This window comes from Pseudomonas sp. FP2309 (genome assembly GCF_030687575.1).
Taxonomy (GTDB): Bacteria; Pseudomonadota; Gammaproteobacteria; order Pseudomonadales; family Pseudomonadaceae; genus Aquipseudomonas.
Genome location: NZ_CP117439.1, coordinates 3,296,985 through 3,311,303 on the forward strand (window position 1 = coordinate 3,296,985; position 14,319 = coordinate 3,311,303).

Sequence of the window (14,319 nt, forward strand, 5' to 3'; positions counted from 1 at the left end):
GTAGCCAGGGTTGGTAGACTTGGCGCCCTCCTCGTTTACTCCTTTTCAAAGCCTGATGTGTAGATCCAGAGCAATGCAGGCGTTTCACAGGATGCCCAGTTGATGAGTACGCTATTGACCCGCCGCAACGTCCTGACCGGCATGAGCCTGCTGGGTCTGGGCCTGCTGGCCGGTTGTGACAGCAGCCCAAAATTGAACTTCAGGTACGGCAAGGACCTGAGCGACAAGATCATGGGCCGCACCTTCAAGCTCAAGAACACCGAGGGTGAAACCGTGACCCTCAGTTCCTACCGTGGCCTGATGCCGGTGGTGTTCTTCGGTTTCACCCAGTGCCCGGCCGTGTGCCCGACCACCCTCGCCCGCGCCGCTCAGGCCAAGAAGCTGATGGGCCGCGACGGCGAGATCATGCAGGTGATCTTCATCACCCTGGACCCGGAGCGCGACACGCCGGAGATTCTCGACAAGTACGTCAAGGCCTTCGATCCCAGCTTCGAGGCGCTGTACGGCACCCCGGAAGAAATCGCCGTGGCCGCCAAGGAGTTCGGGATCTTTTATGAAAAGATCCCCGCCGGCGACACCTACACCCTGTCCCACACGGCCACCAGTTTTGTCTTCGACACCCGCGGCAACCTGCGCCTGGGCCTGCAAGCATCCCTTACCGCTAAAGAGTGCGCAGAAGACCTGCTCACCGTCATGGAGGTCTGCTAATGACTGCCGTACAACACCTCAAGCGCCTGACCTTGAGTCTCGCCCTGTTGGGCTTCGCCGCGCATGCCAGCGCCGAGGTTCAAGTGACCGATGCCTGGGTGCGCGCTTCAGTGCCGGGCCAGCCGTCCAGCGGCGCGTTCATGACCCTCACCGCCGACACCGACAGCCAGTTGCTGCGTGTCGCCTCGCCGGTGGCCAAGGACGTGCAGATCCATGAAATGAGCATGAAGGACGACGTGATGCGCATGGGCCCGGTGGACTCGGTGGCCCTGCCCGCAGGCCAGGCGGTCAAGCTCGACCCGAACGGCTACCACGTGATGCTGATGGGCCTGACCGGACAGATCAAGGAAGGTGATCAGGTACCGCTGACCCTGACCGTGGAAAACGCCAAGGGCGAAAAACACAGCGTCGACGTGAGCGCCACCGCGCGCGGCCTGGATGGTGTGGACCATAGCCACATGGACCACAGCAAGATGCACTGACCGTGCCGCTCAATCGACAATAAACAGCTTCGCCCCAACGCTTGTCGATGAGCGATGGGCCTCCATGTCATTGCCCACCTGGTAACTCATCCCGGCCGTCAGCGTGAACTGACGGCCGTCTTCCAACGCCGTATGCAACTCGCCCTCCAGGCACAGCAGCACATGCCCGCGCGTGCACCAATGATCGGCCAGGTAACCGGCGGTGTACTCGACCATGCGCACGCGGGTGGTGCCGAAATGGCAGGTGCGCCACGAGGCACTGCCGGTAACGCCTGGGTGACGCTCGGGCGCGACGGTGGACCAGTCGGTGATGCCAAACGGGACAGCGGTGAGTTCCATGGTGTACTCGGTGGTCGGTTGACGTGGCGTGAGACTATCCAGCTGCCGGCACGTGCGATAGACACAGATGGCTTGGTTTTGAGGGATACAGGCCGACGGGCTTGTTATCCTGGCAGCCTTGCTCCCAAGGACGCGTGCTGATGCAGATTGATCCCGCTTATATCCTGCTTGAGACCGAGCACTGGTTGCTCAACCATCACCTAGCCACGCATCTGCCGGGTTACCTGATGCTGGGCGCCAAGGCGCCTGTGGATGCCCTGGCGGACATGCCGGATGCGGCGTTGGCCGAATTGGGTGGGCTGCTGGCTAAAACCCAGCGCGTCATGCAAGCACACCTCAAACCCAAGCACTTGTATATAAGCCGCTATGGACATATGCCGGGATTTCCTCTGCATTTTCACTTCATCCCGGTGTATGACTGGGTCGAGGACTCGTTCTGGCAGGATGCGCGTTACCGGCGACTGCAAGACTTGGGTTTGCAGCCCCAGGGACACCCACTGACCGACGGCGCGGAGTTAACGCTGTTTGTGTGGCGCGAATTTGGCGAGAGCCCCACGCCTGCGTTGATCCAAGGGCCATCGGTTGGGCAGGTTGTCGACAGCCTGCGCGCGCACCTGCGTGACTGAGGAATACCCGCTGCAGGTGCCGGTGGTCGTCGGTGTCTACCCAACGTTGGCTTGGGTCATCGGTTTAACCCAGTTTCTTTTCATCGGAAATACACGCCAACTGCAACCCCGACGGCGCGTGGTAAATCGCCGGCTCATCGCCTGCGTAGCCAAACCCGCGATAAAAGCCCGCGGCATTCAACGTGGCGTCGAGCACCACCTCTTCAATCGCCAGTTCCCGGGCAACGCGCTCGAGGTGATCCAGCATCGCGCTGCCATACCCAAGCCCGGTGAAGGCAGGCAACGCGGTGGTTTTGTCTCTATGATAGGGCCCTTCGCTCAACCTCCAGGAACCCGAATGCCCGCCCTCACCTTGCGCAACGCCCTCCCCGCCGACGCCGCCCGCTGCTATGACATCGAAATCAGCGCCTACGAAGGCGACGAAGCCGCCACCCTGGAAAAGATCGCCACGCGCATTGCCCGCTACCCTCAGGGTTTTCTGATTCTGCAAGCCGATACCACGGTGGTGGGATTTATCAACAGTGGCTGCGCCCATGACGTGGTGATGTCGGACGAAGCGTTCAAGGAATTGGTGGGGCATGCGCCCGAGGCGCCGAATGTGGTGATCATGTCGGTGGTGGTGGACCCGGCGCATCAGGGCCAAGGGTATGCCAAGCGGCTGATGAGCGAGTTCGTGCAGCGCATGCAAGCCTTGGGCAAGCAGACCATTCACCTGATGTGCAAGGAGCAACACGTGCCGTTGTACCAGCGCATGGGCTACACCTACGTTCGGCCATCGCCCTCGGACCACGGTGGCATGGCGTGGCATGAGATGGTTAAAGCGCTCTAACAGCCAGGGAGTCAGTCATGAACGCACCGCTTATTGAAATCAGCGACCAGCCCAACCCCGATGCCGAGCGCGTTCTCAGCAGCGGTCTGGCGGCGTTCAACGAACACGCCAGCGGCTACCATGACCGGCGCCCTCTGAGCGCGTTGATCCGAGACCCGCACACCGGGGAAATACTCGGGGGCATAACCGGCAGGACCGCGTTCGGCATGGCCTTCCTCGACCTGTTTCACTTGCCCGAAACACTGCGCGGTGTGGGCCTGGGCAGCCGGTTGTTACACGCGTTCGAAGAGGAAGCCCGGCGCCGGGGTTGCTTGAATGCCGTGCTGTACACCATCAGCTTTCAGGCGCCAGGGTTCTACGAAAAAAATGGGTGGGTGCGGTTTGGGGAAATACCCTGTGCGCCAGAGGGCAGCAGCCGCGTGTTTCTCTCCAAGCAGTTATGACGTTCAGGGCGGGGCGACGGCCCGGGGCGCCAGGCACTGAGCTACCAGCTCCCCGAAGCCCCGCCGCCGCCACTGGAACCACCGCCGCCCGACGAACTGCTGCTGGAGCTGGAGCGGCTTGAGCTGCTCGAACTGGAACCGCCACTCGAGCCGGAGCCTGAGCTGCCAATGCTCTGCACAAACACAACAAACGCCGCAAAAGAAGCCACCGGTATCGCCACCAGCCAGCCTTGGTAACCGTGCCCCACCAGCAGCCCTGCGACGACATAAATGCCCAGCACCGCCAACGCACGAACGAGGAAGAAACGCGGGCGGGTTTTCCAGGACTGTTTGATGATGAAGAACAACCCCACGTAAAGGCCCAGCACCAAAGCCCCACCCAACGGCCAGAGCAACCAGTGAACGTAGTTGACCGCCATAAAGCGGTTCGCCACCACCACCGCGATGATGTACGCAAGCACGCCGAGCACGCCGTAGAACACGGTGCGGGCCATCCACAAGCCGCCGAACGTGGCGCCGCCGATCAGCAGGGTCAGCGGCACCAGCAGCAAATACATGGGCCACTCGTGACCACCGCCCAATACGGTCAACAGCAGCGTGACCGCCAAGGTGGCGATCAGCGCCCGGCGCCAACGCAACTTGCCGGCCGCCATCAGCACCCCGCCGACGCTGCCGACAATGAACGCCAGCAACACGGCGAGGGCTCCCATCGGGAAGCCCGGTTCAGCCACGGCCGGCAGATCGCCGCCGTCCACCAGCACGATCAGGTCGTCCACCCCTCTGCCGATCCCACCGACATAGTCGCCCTGGCGAAACGCCGGGGTGATGTGTTCTTCAATGATGCGGTGGGCCAACAGGTCGGTGACGGTGCCTTCCAGGCCGTAGCCCACTTCGATGCGCACCTTGCGGTCATCCTTGGCCACCAGCAACAGGATGCCGTCATCGACATCCTTGCGCCCCAGCTTCCAGGCACGGAACAGTTGGTTGGTGTAGTCCTCAAGGTTCGCGTCGCCGATCGTGGGTATCAGCAGCACGGCCACTTGCGCACCTTTGCGCTGTTCCAGGGCGGCGAGTTGGTCTTTCAGACGGGTGGTGGTGCCGGCATCCAGGGTGCCTGTGAGGTCGATCACCCGCTGGTCGAGGGCCACGCCAATGGGCGACGGATCAGCCTGGGCGGTGATACACAAGCCTGCCGACGCCAGCACCAGCAGACTCAAGACGGATTGCCGCAACCACCGCTTCATATTTGTTACCTAAAGTTTCTTCCTGAAGGTGGCGACTTTACCTTATCAGCGCTATAAGGCGTGACCCAAAGCCTTCGACTATCTAAACTGCGTCCCTTATAGCAATACGCCACAACCTCGAGATACCCATGGACCTACGCCAGCGCAACAACGTCAATGTGATAGGCAACGGGACCTCGACCCTGGTGTTTTCCCACGGATTCGGCTGCAACCAGGCCATGTGGAATGACCTGGCGCCGCAGTTCGCCGACCGTTTTCGCGTGGTGATGTATGACCTGGTGGGGGCCGGTCTTTCCGACCTGGCTGCCTTCGACAAAGCCAAATACAGCGCGCTGGACGGCTACGCCTGCGACTTGAATGAGATCATCGACGCCTATGCCGAGGGCCCGGTGATTCTGGTCGGGCATTCGGTCAGCGCGATGATCGGCGCCCTTGCCGACCGCCTGGTACCGGGGCGCATCGCAGCGCATGTGCTGATTGGCCCGTCGCCACGCTATATCGATGCCGAGGGCTACGTCGGTGGTTTCACCCGCGCGGACATCGATGACCTGCTCGACACCCTCGACAGCAACTTTCTCGGCTGGTCCAGCAGCATGGCGCCGGTGATCATGGGCGCGCCGCAGCAACCGGCACTGAGCGTCGAGTTGACCGAAAGCTTCTGCCGCACCGAACCGGACATCGCCAAGCAGTTCGCGCGGGTGACTTTTATGTCGGACAACCGCCAGGACGTAATCGGCCTGACCACCCCGGTGCTGATCCTGCAATCGAGCGACGACCTGATTGCGCCGGTGGCCGTGGGCGAATACCTGCATCGCGTATTGCCCAACAGCACCTATTGCCTGGTGGACAACGTCGGCCATTGCCCGCACATGAGCGCGCCGCAGGCCTGTGCCGTGGCCATGGACGCGTTCCTTGCGCCCTGGATACCCGCTCGTGTCAGCTGAAGTGTTCGACAGCGCGGCCTGTGCCCTGGCCGTCACTGCCGAGGACGGCATGATCCTCAAAGCCAACACGCGCTTCGGCGAGTGGTTGGGGTTCAGCATCGGCGAACTGTGCAGCCAGCGCTTTCAGGACTTGCTGACCATGGGTGGGCGGATCTTCCACCAGACCCACCTGGCACCGATGCTGCGTATGCACGGCAGCGTCACCGAAGTGAAGCTGGACATGCTGCACCGTGACGGACACAAGGTAACCGTGCTGCTCAACGGCAATAAACGCGCGCAAGCCGACGCCGTGGTGTACGACCTGGCGCTGTTCGGCACGACCGACCGTGATAAGTACGAACGCGAACTGCTCAATGCGCGCAACCTGGCCGAAGCGCTGCTGCAGGAAAAAACCGCCACCCAAGTGGCGCTGCACCAGGCCCAGGCTGAATTGAAAGAGGCCTATGCCATCGCCCAGCGCCGCGCGCTGTTTGCCGAGCAAATGGTCGCGATTGTCAGCCACGACCTGAAGAACCCGCTCACGGCCATCCGCATGGCCACGGATTTTCTCACCCGCGCCGAGCGCACGCCCAAGGAACAGCAACTGCTCGGGCACATCGCCCAATCGTCCGAGCGCGCCCAACGCATGATCGCCGACCTGCTGGACTTCACCCAGGCCCGGGTCGGCCAGGGCATCACCATCAAAGCGGCACCGTTGGCGTTGCATGAGGTGATTCACCGTGCCGTGGACGAACTGCGCGTGGCCTTCCCCAAGGCGACCCTGGTGCATCACACCGAAGGCCTTGGCGACGCCTGCCTGGATGCCGACCGCGTGCAGCAGATCATCGGCAACCTGGTGGCCAACAGCGTGGCCTATGGCGACCTGCAACGGCCGATCACCGTGACCTCGCGCCTGGGTGACGGCATGTGCGAAGTGGCGGTGCACAACCACGGCGCGATGATTCCCAAGGCATTGTTGAGCGGGTTGTTCGAGCCCATGACCCGTGGCAGCGATCAGGGCAGCGATGTGCGCAGCGTGGGCCTGGGCCTGTATATCGTGCGCGAATTGGCCAAGGTGCATGGCGGTGACGTAGACGTGCGTTCGTGCGCCACGGCCGGCACGACGTTCACGGTGACGTTTCAGAACACGTAGGCGCTGCCCTGCATGATCGGCGCCACGCTGCCGGTCAATACCACGCCGCCCCTCCCGTCCCAGTGCACCGTGAGCGTACCGCCGTCGCACTGCACCAGCACCGTGGCATCCAGCAAGCCACGGCGAATGCCATTGACCACCGCCCCACAGCAACACGACCCGGAACCCAGCGGCACACCGCCGCCGCGCTCCCAGATGCGCAGGCGGATGTGCCCACGGTCGAGCACCTGCACAAAATGCACATTGGTCCTGGCTGGAAACAGCGCGTGATTTTCCAGTAACGGGCCTGCGGCAGGTACATCAACGGCGTCGATGTCGTCCACAAAATACGTGCAGTGAGGATTGCCCATGCTGCACGCCGCCGGGTTGCCGCTGATCGACAAGGTGCGTGTATCCATCGCCTCGGCCAGCGGCACCGCGGCCCAGTCCAGCGACGGCTCGCCCATATTTACCGAGACCTGGCGTCCGGGCTGGCGCGTGCAGGTCAGCAGGCCGCGGTCAGTGCGCAGCACGATCGAATCGCTGCCGATTTCGTGCATCAGGCGGTCGGCCACCCCACGCGTGGCACTGCCGCAGGCGGCCAGGGGCGTGCCATTGGCGTTCCAGAACTTGATGCGCGCGGCGGCGTCGTCGCAGTCGAGCACCACCGCCAGTTGGTTGAAACCGATACCGGTGTGGCGATTGCCCAGGCGCCGGGCGATTTGCGCGGTGATCGGGTCGTCCTGGCCACGGCGGTCGACGATGATGAAGTCGTCGCCATTGGCGTGCATCTTTACGAACGGCAAGGGCATGGGCTGTCCAGGGGTCGACCGGAAGGTGAGCCGAAGGATACCCTGAACCCGCCCCACTGACCTATCGAAGGACCGAACCATGCTAATTGTGTTCAGCGGACTGCCCGGCACCCACGTGGTCACCGCAAACATCACATCGGCAGGCGCCGTTGAAACCCTCCTCAGCCACTTGCGTGCAGCATGAAAGCCGCACCGCTCCCCGACGCTTGACCGCCCGAAATCACAGCACGCTGCCCATCGCCTTCATCAACACCAGATCCCGCGCATAAATATCCGGCGCGTACACCAGACCACCCTGACGGTCGACTTCCACCGTCCAGTAGCCCAGCAGCACCGGCACCGGCGTGGCCAGACGGAATTCGTGGGTCACGCCGGTAGCCAGCAGTTCATCGGTGCGAGCACGCTCGGCCGGGCTGACCAGCAGATCGCGCAGCAGCAAGGGTTGTTCGACGCGTACACAGCCGGAGCTGAACGCGCGCGGGCCTTTGGTGAACAGCGGCTGGCTGGGGGTGTCGTGCAAGTACACCGAGTAGGGGTTGGGAAAGCGCATCACGATCTTGCCCAGTGGGTTGCGCGGGCCGGCTTCCTGGCGCAGCAGGATATTACCGGGGTGCGCCCAGTCGATCTGCTCGGGCGCCAGCGGGTTGCCTTCGGCGTCGAGCACTTGCAGATTTTGCTGGCGCAAATAGTCGGGGTTGAGGCGGATGGCCGGCAGTTTATCCTCGCGCATGATGGTCGGCGGGATGGTCCAGGTGGGGTTGAGGGTCAGCCGGGTGATACGTGACTTGAGCAACGGCGTCTGGCGTTCGGCACGGCCCACTTGCAGGCGGGTTTGCCACACGGGTATGCCGCTCTGGTACACGCTCAGTTGCGCGGCCGCGACGTTGACCAGCACGCCTTCGGGCTCCAGGTCCTGGGCGAGCCAGCGGAAACGCTCAAGGTTGATGCGCAATTGCTCGCGGCGTACGGCCGGGCTGATATTGAGTTCGGCTACAGTCCCGGCACCGATCACGCCATCCGCTTGCAGGGAGTGGCTGAGCTGGAACGCCTTCACCGCCTCAACCAGTTCGGCACGGTATTGCGTGTCGCTGCCCTTGGGTTCACTGGCCAGATAACCGCCGCTGTAGAGCCGGCGCGCCAGTTCCGGCACACGCGGGTCCTGCATACCGGGGCGCAACAGCGGGCCGCTGCCGACCGGATCCCAGTGGGGCAAAGGTTGCTGGCGCACGGTGGCGTAGGCATTGCGCAGGCTGCGATAGAGATCGGCGCTGGGGCGTGCCTGGTCAAAGGCCTGTGCCATGTCTTGCAGGCCGACGGCAGCGAAGGCCAGCACCTCGGTATCAGGCTCGCGGGTCGGCGGTTGGGCATGCCACAGCGGTTCGAAGCGCGACTGCTGCAGACGACCGAAGTGCAGATCCTGAAGCGCTTGCAGGTAGCGCTGGCTGCTGCCGATATCGCTGCACAGCACGTTGGCCGTGGCATCGGTGGTGGGCGAGCTATAGTGGGTGGGGTCCAGGCCATCGTCGGCGAGCATGAGCAACTGGGATTGCAACGCCTGGCGGCGCGACTCGTCCGACCACAGCGGTGCATCGCCTTGCTGTTGGTAAAAGGCTTGCAGGCGCGCCTGGACGGCGGCATCTATCTGCGACGCCAGGCCGGGGCAGACGCTGGGCAGTTGCGCCAGGGCCTGCTGCACCGGGGCAAGGTCCAACGGCGCGGGGGTGGTGACGGGCAACGGCTGCACAGCCAGTGCACCGGCCGTGGCGACCAATGGTGCAACGAGCAAGCAAATGCTCAAGTAACATGCGTGTTTTTTGAACAATGGCTTGGCTCCAATCCACAGCGGGGGGGATGTACTGTAGATGCTGACTTTTATGTGTCGCCTTGGCGTGATCACCCTAAGCCTGGCTATGTTGAGCAATTCTGCGCTCGCCGCCAATGGCAATCCTCCTTCCCTGTATAGCAGCCTGGCCCGCTCGGCTCCAGAACTCAATCCCACGGTACTCAAAAGCGCACTGAATGCGATGCAGTGTGCGGTCAGTAATGGCGAGGAACGCTCTGAGCGCCTGGCCGTGATCGACTACTCCCAGCCCTCGACCGCCCGTCGGCTATGGATCTTCGACCTGCGCAAGAAAACCCTGGTGCTGCGCGACCTGGTGGCGCACGGGGCCAAATCCGGGGAAAACTTCGCCACCCAGTTCTCCAACCTCGAAGGCAGTCACCAATCCAGCCTGGGGCTGTTCCGCACCCAGGAAAGCTACCTGGGTACCCACGGCTACTCGCTGCGCATGGACGGCCTGGAGCCGGGCTTCAATGACCTGGCGCGCGATCGCGCCATCGTGATTCATGCGGCCGACTATGTGAGCCCGTTGTGGAGCAAGCGCGAAGGCCGTATCGGTCGCAGCCAGGGTTGCCCGGCCGTACGCCCGCAGGTGGCGCGACAGGTGGTGGACAAGCTCAAGGATGGGCAGTTCATGTTTTCCTGGTACCCCGACCAGCGCTGGTTGAAGTCTTCGACCTACCTCAATTGCAAACCCCAACAGGTGGCCAGTAGTCGTACAATCCGTGGCGGTTAGCCACAGATAAAAGAGAGCTTCGAATGCTTCTACATCAATCGACCTGGATCGAGATCGGCCAATTCCTGGCGCGCAGCCGCACGGTGGTCATCCCCATCGGCTCCAACGAGCAACACGGCCCGACCGGCCTGCTGGGCACTGACTGGATGTGCCCGGAGATCATCGCCCATGAGGCGCAAAAGAACGCCGACATTCTGATCGGCCCCACCTTCAATATCGGCATGGCCCAGCATCACCTGGGTTTTCCCGGCACCATTTCCCTGCGTCCTTCCACCTTCATCGCCGCGATTGGCGACTGGGTGCGCTCGCTGGCCGGGCATGGTTTCGACAAGATCCTGTTCCTCAATGGCCACGGCGGCAACATCGCGACCATTGAAGCGGCGTTTTCCGAGCTGTACGCCGAAGCCAGCTTCGCCCGGCGCCCTGCCGGCTTTGCGTTGAAGCTGGTGAACTGGTGGGACCTGGAAGGCGTCACTGACCTGGCGCAGCGCCAATTCCCGGTGGGCCATGGCAGCCATGCCACACCGTCGGAAATCGCCGTGACGCAATGGGCCTACCCGGACTCGATCAAGTCCGCCGACTACGCACCACAGATCGCCAACACCGGCCCAATCCGCGAGGCCCTGGACTTCCGCGCCCGTTTCCCGGATGGGCGCATGGGCTCGGACCCGGCTCTGGCGACCGTGGAAAAAGGCGGAGAATTGGTGGCGTTGGCGGCGCGAGGGCTGATAAAAACAGTCAACGGCTTCAGCAACGAAACCAGACCCTGAGCCCTGCCCCGTTGCCCGTGGCCTGGCGTTACTGGCATTCCTTGGCGGACATTTCCAGCCGCGACGGCGTGAGGGCAGACGCCAGCGGCTTGCGCTCATACAAGAACACCTTGCCGCCCTCGCCTGCCTTGTAGACTTCCAGCACGTCGTCGGCGGCAATCTTGCTGGTCAACACCACCCTGGCGTGACGCGAGTTCTGCGTCACGGTGGAGGTGATCCCGTGTTTTTCCAGCTTAGGCAAGACGCACTGCACATAGGCGTCAGGGCCCTTGCTCGATTGCAGGGTCAGCGTGGGGGTGTTGGGCGAGGAAACACAGCCGGCCAACAACAGAGCCGTCAGGGGTACGAACAAAGCGCGCATGAAAAAATCCTGAGTCGAAAAATAAAGGGTCAAACACACACATCAACTGGCGCGCACCAGCGCCTTGAGCGACACATCGAACTGCTTTAACGCATCGAGCTGCACATCCCGCTGCCGCTCGATCTGCGCGGCGATTTCCGGCGCTGATTTGTCACGCACCCACACCGACGGCACCTGTTTATGCACCGAACCTTCGGCCTTGGCGATGTACTGCAGGTCGGCGTCATAGAACCGCGCCACAAAACGCGCCTCGACTTCATCGTTACGCGGGGTCAACAGTTGGTTATGGGTATCGAGCATCACCACGACATCCGGGTGCGCCTGCAGCAATGCATCCAGATTGTCGTAGACCGTCACCGACGAAAAGGTGCCTTGCAGTGAGTTCATCAACCAATCGATGGCCAGTTCCGGGTCGGAGCTGTTGACGAACGCCGCACGGATCCGCCCGTCGAGCACATCCTTGGCGCCGTTCAAGGCCATGTCGTGGTAGCGTTGAAGGTAGCCGAGATTGTCGCGGGTGGAGTCGCTTAACAACACACCCACCGATTGCGCCGGCTGCAGAGAGTCTACGCCAGCGGCGATTGGTAGCAAATGGCCTTTACGCAGATCGCCCGCGATTGCTGCGTTGTTCACCACTGCGGTGCCGAGCATCAGGGCCATTAAAGCCAGTTGAATTATCGTCCTCATCGCGCGTTTCCTTGAACTGCGTCTCGATGAAGTCATTTTGCCCTTTCCCTGCAAAAACAGAACTTGCGTTGCGTGATGGTGACTATTATCTGAAGCGATAGTGTCACGACAAAACCTATAAGGACTTGCCATGAAGCCCCACCAGAAAACCTTCGACCGCATCCGCGAAGCCGTCTTGCCGGAGTACCGTGAGCGCGTCGCCGATTACCTGACCGAGTACGAAAAGGTACTGCTGGATGCGGCGGCGGAGGCGGACCAGATCAACGCCAGCGCCCAGCAACTGCGCGGTTACCTGCGCGGCTTGAACACCACGCGGGTGCTGGGCATGGCCGATTGGGAAGACCTGGACCGACGCGTAACGCACATCAGTGAAAGCGCTACAGCACAGGGCGTGGCTGATTGACCCACGCCTGCACCGACGGCCGCAGCCACTGACGCCGGGCGTACGCCACCAGATCGGCGGGCACGTTGTCGCCGTTCAGGATCAAGCGATTAAGCATGAGCGCCAGGTCCACATCGGCAATCGACCACTCACCGAACAGGTGGGCCGGGTCACCTGCCAACAGCGTCTGCGCGCCACTGATCAAGCGCCGGGCGGCCGCCTCGGCCACCGGCGACAACGGCGGCATCTGCTGCCCGCAGAACACCACCAACGTGGAGCGTTCCTGGCGAATCGGCAGTAAATCGCTGCGCAGCCACGCCTGCACCTGCCGCGCCCTCGCCCGCTGCCTGGGATCGGCCGGGTACACCGCGATTTCGGGATAAGCCTCGTCCAGGTACTCGGTGATCGCCGAAGACTCCGACAGCGCAAAATCGCCCTCCACCAGGGTCGGTACACGTTGGGTCACCGACAACCGGGCGAAATCCGCCGTCTGGTGTTGCGCGGCCTCAAGGTCCAGGGTGACCAGATCGAAGGCCAGGCCTTTTTCGCGCAGTGTGACGAACACCGACATGGCATACGGGCTGGTAAAGATCGAATCGACGTAAAGGCGCAACGGACTCTGGCTCATGGGCAATCTCCTTTTATGAGCCCTCACGCTACGAGATGCGCGCGAATAAAGACAATGCAGGGTTTTTATGGGGGCATTCCTGGCGGGAATACCGACACCCGTTATCCGGCAAACCCGCCGCTGTCCAGAAAGCCCATTTAACAGCAGCCAACGCGCGGCAACGCGCCGCATAATGTTATAGGATAACGCCAACTTTCCGCCCTGCCCTGCGATGCCCCCCCCATGACCGATGCTGCTCCCCCGCGCCAACGCTTGCTCTCCATCGACGCCCTGCGCGGTTTGGTGATCCTGTTCATGCTGTTGGACCATGTGCGCGAAACCTTCCTGCTGCACCGCCAGGTCAGCGACCCCATGAGCATCGACGCCACCGAGCCTGCGCTGTTTTTAAGCCGCAGCCTCGCGCATTTGTGCGCGCCGGTATTCGTGCTACTGACCGGGCTGTCAGCGTTCTTATACGGCCAGAAGTATCGGGGCCGGGCCGACGTGTCGGCGTTCCTGTTCAAGCGCGGGCTATTCCTGGTGGTCCTGGAGTTCACCCTGGTCAACTTCGCCTGGACCTTTCAACTGCCACCCAGCGTGATCTACATGCAGGTGATATGGGCCATCGGCGTGAGCATGATCGCCCTCGCCGCCCTGGTGTGGTTACCGCGCCCGCTCTTGATTGCACTGGCGCTGGTGATCATCGGCGGGCACAACTCGTTGGATGGGCTGCACTTCACGCCCGGTTCGTCGTTGCAAACGTTGTGGTCGATCCTGCATGAACGCAGTTGGATTCAAGTGACCGATACCCTGCGCCTGCGCGTGACCTATCCCGTGCTGCCGTGGATCGGGGTGATTGCCCTGGGTTACGCCGTCGGCCCCTGGTTTGCGAACGGTATGCCGCCGGCGTTGCGCCAGCGTTATCTGCTACTGGGCGGTGTGAGCGCGTTGGCGGGATTCGTGCTGTTGCGGGCGGCTAACGGGTATGGCGAGAAACCCTGGCAAGCCCATGAGAGCAGCGTGCAGACGCTGATGAGCTTTTTCAATGTCACCAAGTACCCGCCCTCGTTGCTGTTCCTGGCATTGACCCTGGGCATTGGGATGCTCCTGCTGTTAGCGTTTGAACGCGCCGGTCACAAGCGTTGGATCAGCGTACTGGCGGTGTTCGGTGCGGCGCCGATGTTCTTTTATCTGCTGCACCTGTTTGTGCTGAGACTGTTGTATGTGGCCTGTGTCGCGTTGTTTGGGCTAGACCATGGCAACTACTTTGGCTTCGATACCATCGCCGCGGTCTGGTGGGCAGCGCTGTTACTGCCACTGGCGCTTTACCCGCCCGTGCGCTGGTTTGCCGGACTCAAGGCGCGACGGCGCGACCTGGCCTGGCTCAAATACCTCTGA

The 14,319-nt window shown here is 62.4% G+C and carries 18 protein-coding genes and 1 pseudogene; 11 read left to right on the plus strand and 8 right to left on the minus strand.

Annotated features, from left to right (window positions below; all coding sequences use genetic code 11):
* The first annotated feature begins 102 nt into the window (after positions 1–102).
* Both PSH59_RS14955 and PSH59_RS14960 read left to right on the plus strand, forming a co-directional pair.
* Positions 103–708, plus strand: coding sequence for an SCO family protein (locus PSH59_RS14955; RefSeq protein WP_305393055.1), 606 nt, complete (start codon positions 103–105; stop codon positions 706–708).
* On the plus strand, positions 708–1,190 hold the full coding sequence (locus PSH59_RS14960) for a copper chaperone PCu(A)C (protein ID WP_248083508.1): 483 nt from the start codon (positions 708–710) through the stop codon (positions 1,188–1,190). Before PSH59_RS14955 ends, PSH59_RS14960 begins: the two co-directional genes overlap by 1 nt.
* Positions 1,191–1,199: 9 nt before the next feature.
* Here PSH59_RS14960 and PSH59_RS14965 read toward each other — a convergent pair whose 3' ends face one another.
* The gene (locus PSH59_RS14965) at positions 1,200–1,529 is read right to left on the minus strand and encodes a DHCW motif cupin fold protein (RefSeq protein WP_248083510.1); all 330 of its coding nucleotides are present in this window, start codon (positions 1,527–1,529) and stop codon (positions 1,200–1,202) included.
* Positions 1,530–1,669: 140 nt separating this feature from the next.
* Between PSH59_RS14965 and PSH59_RS14970 the strand changes: the two genes are divergently transcribed.
* Complete coding sequence (locus PSH59_RS14970) at positions 1,670–2,155, plus strand: HIT family protein (RefSeq protein ID WP_248083511.1); 486 nt, start codon at positions 1,670–1,672, stop codon at positions 2,153–2,155.
* 64 nt (positions 2,156–2,219) lie between these two features.
* On the opposite strand, the pseudogene PSH59_RS14975 reads toward PSH59_RS14970, so the two are convergent.
* Positions 2,220–2,438: pseudogene (locus PSH59_RS14975) on the minus strand (GNAT family N-acetyltransferase); the annotation flags it as partial.
* 54 nt (positions 2,439–2,492) lie between these two features.
* Here PSH59_RS14975 and PSH59_RS14980 point away from each other — a divergent pair.
* Positions 2,493–2,984, plus strand: a complete 492-nt coding sequence (locus PSH59_RS14980; RefSeq protein ID WP_248083512.1) for a GNAT family N-acetyltransferase — start codon at positions 2,493–2,495, stop codon at positions 2,982–2,984.
* Between the two features lie 17 nt (positions 2,985–3,001).
* Complete coding sequence (locus PSH59_RS14985) at positions 3,002–3,427, plus strand: GNAT family N-acetyltransferase (RefSeq protein ID WP_248083513.1); 426 nt, start codon at positions 3,002–3,004, stop codon at positions 3,425–3,427.
* Positions 3,428–3,468: 41 nt separating this feature from the next.
* On the opposite strand, the gene PSH59_RS14990 is transcribed toward PSH59_RS14985, so the two are convergent.
* Complete coding sequence (locus PSH59_RS14990) at positions 3,469–4,671, minus strand: YgcG family protein (protein WP_305393056.1); 1,203 nt, start codon at positions 4,669–4,671, stop codon at positions 3,469–3,471.
* A 128-nt stretch (positions 4,672–4,799) separates the two neighbouring features.
* On the opposite strand from PSH59_RS14990, the gene PSH59_RS14995 reads away from it, so the two are divergent.
* Positions 4,800–5,615, plus strand: a complete 816-nt coding sequence (locus tag PSH59_RS14995) for an alpha/beta fold hydrolase (RefSeq protein ID WP_305393057.1) — start codon at positions 4,800–4,802, stop codon at positions 5,613–5,615.
* A complete protein-coding gene (locus tag PSH59_RS15000) occupies positions 5,605–6,747 on the plus strand; it encodes a PAS domain-containing sensor histidine kinase (RefSeq protein WP_305393058.1) in 1,143 nt (380 codons plus the stop codon). Before PSH59_RS14995 ends, PSH59_RS15000 begins: the two co-directional genes overlap by 11 nt.
* On the opposite strand, the gene dapF is transcribed toward PSH59_RS15000, so the two are convergent.
* Complete coding sequence (gene dapF / locus PSH59_RS15005; RefSeq protein ID WP_305393059.1) at positions 6,735–7,538, minus strand: diaminopimelate epimerase; 804 nt, start codon at positions 7,536–7,538, stop codon at positions 6,735–6,737. The two genes, PSH59_RS15000 and dapF, sit on opposite strands and share 13 nt — an antisense overlap.
* 220 nt (positions 7,539–7,758) lie before the next feature.
* Positions 7,759–9,360 (minus strand): murein L,D-transpeptidase, encoded by a 1,602-nt coding sequence (locus PSH59_RS15010; RefSeq protein WP_305393060.1) that lies wholly within the window; start codon positions 9,358–9,360, stop codon positions 7,759–7,761.
* A gap of 40 nt (positions 9,361–9,400) precedes the next feature.
* Between PSH59_RS15010 and PSH59_RS15015 the strand changes: the two genes are divergently transcribed.
* Both PSH59_RS15015 and PSH59_RS15020 read left to right on the plus strand, forming a co-directional pair.
* Positions 9,401–10,114, plus strand: a complete 714-nt coding sequence (locus PSH59_RS15015; RefSeq protein WP_248083519.1) for a murein L,D-transpeptidase catalytic domain family protein — start codon at positions 9,401–9,403, stop codon at positions 10,112–10,114.
* Positions 10,115–10,137: 23 nt separating this feature from the next.
* Positions 10,138–10,884, plus strand: a complete 747-nt coding sequence (locus PSH59_RS15020; protein WP_248083520.1) for a creatininase family protein — start codon at positions 10,138–10,140, stop codon at positions 10,882–10,884.
* A 28-nt stretch (positions 10,885–10,912) separates the two neighbouring features.
* Here PSH59_RS15020 and PSH59_RS15025 read toward each other — a convergent pair whose 3' ends face one another.
* Both PSH59_RS15025 and PSH59_RS15030 read right to left on the minus strand, forming a co-directional pair.
* Entirely contained in the window at positions 10,913–11,245 is a 333-nt protein-coding gene (locus PSH59_RS15025) for a hypothetical protein (protein ID WP_305393061.1), read from the minus strand.
* Positions 11,246–11,287: 42 nt separating this feature from the next.
* A complete protein-coding gene (locus PSH59_RS15030) occupies positions 11,288–11,932 on the minus strand; it encodes an ATPase (RefSeq protein ID WP_305393062.1) in 645 nt (214 codons plus the stop codon).
* A 130-nt stretch (positions 11,933–12,062) separates the two neighbouring features.
* Between PSH59_RS15030 and PSH59_RS15035 the strand changes: the two genes are divergently transcribed.
* A complete protein-coding gene (locus PSH59_RS15035; RefSeq protein ID WP_248083523.1) occupies positions 12,063–12,335 on the plus strand; it encodes a hypothetical protein in 273 nt (90 codons plus the stop codon).
* Here the strand turns inward: PSH59_RS15035 and yfcF are convergent.
* Positions 12,310–12,942 carry a glutathione transferase gene (gene yfcF, locus PSH59_RS15040; RefSeq protein ID WP_305393063.1) on the minus strand — a complete coding sequence of 211 codons (633 nt, stop codon included), beginning with the start codon at positions 12,940–12,942 and terminating at the stop codon, positions 12,310–12,312. The two genes, PSH59_RS15035 and yfcF, sit on opposite strands and share 26 nt — an antisense overlap.
* A gap of 222 nt (positions 12,943–13,164) precedes the next feature.
* On the opposite strand from yfcF, the gene PSH59_RS15045 reads away from it, so the two are divergent.
* Positions 13,165–14,319, plus strand: a complete 1,155-nt coding sequence (locus PSH59_RS15045) for a DUF1624 domain-containing protein (protein WP_305393064.1) — start codon at positions 13,165–13,167, stop codon at positions 14,317–14,319.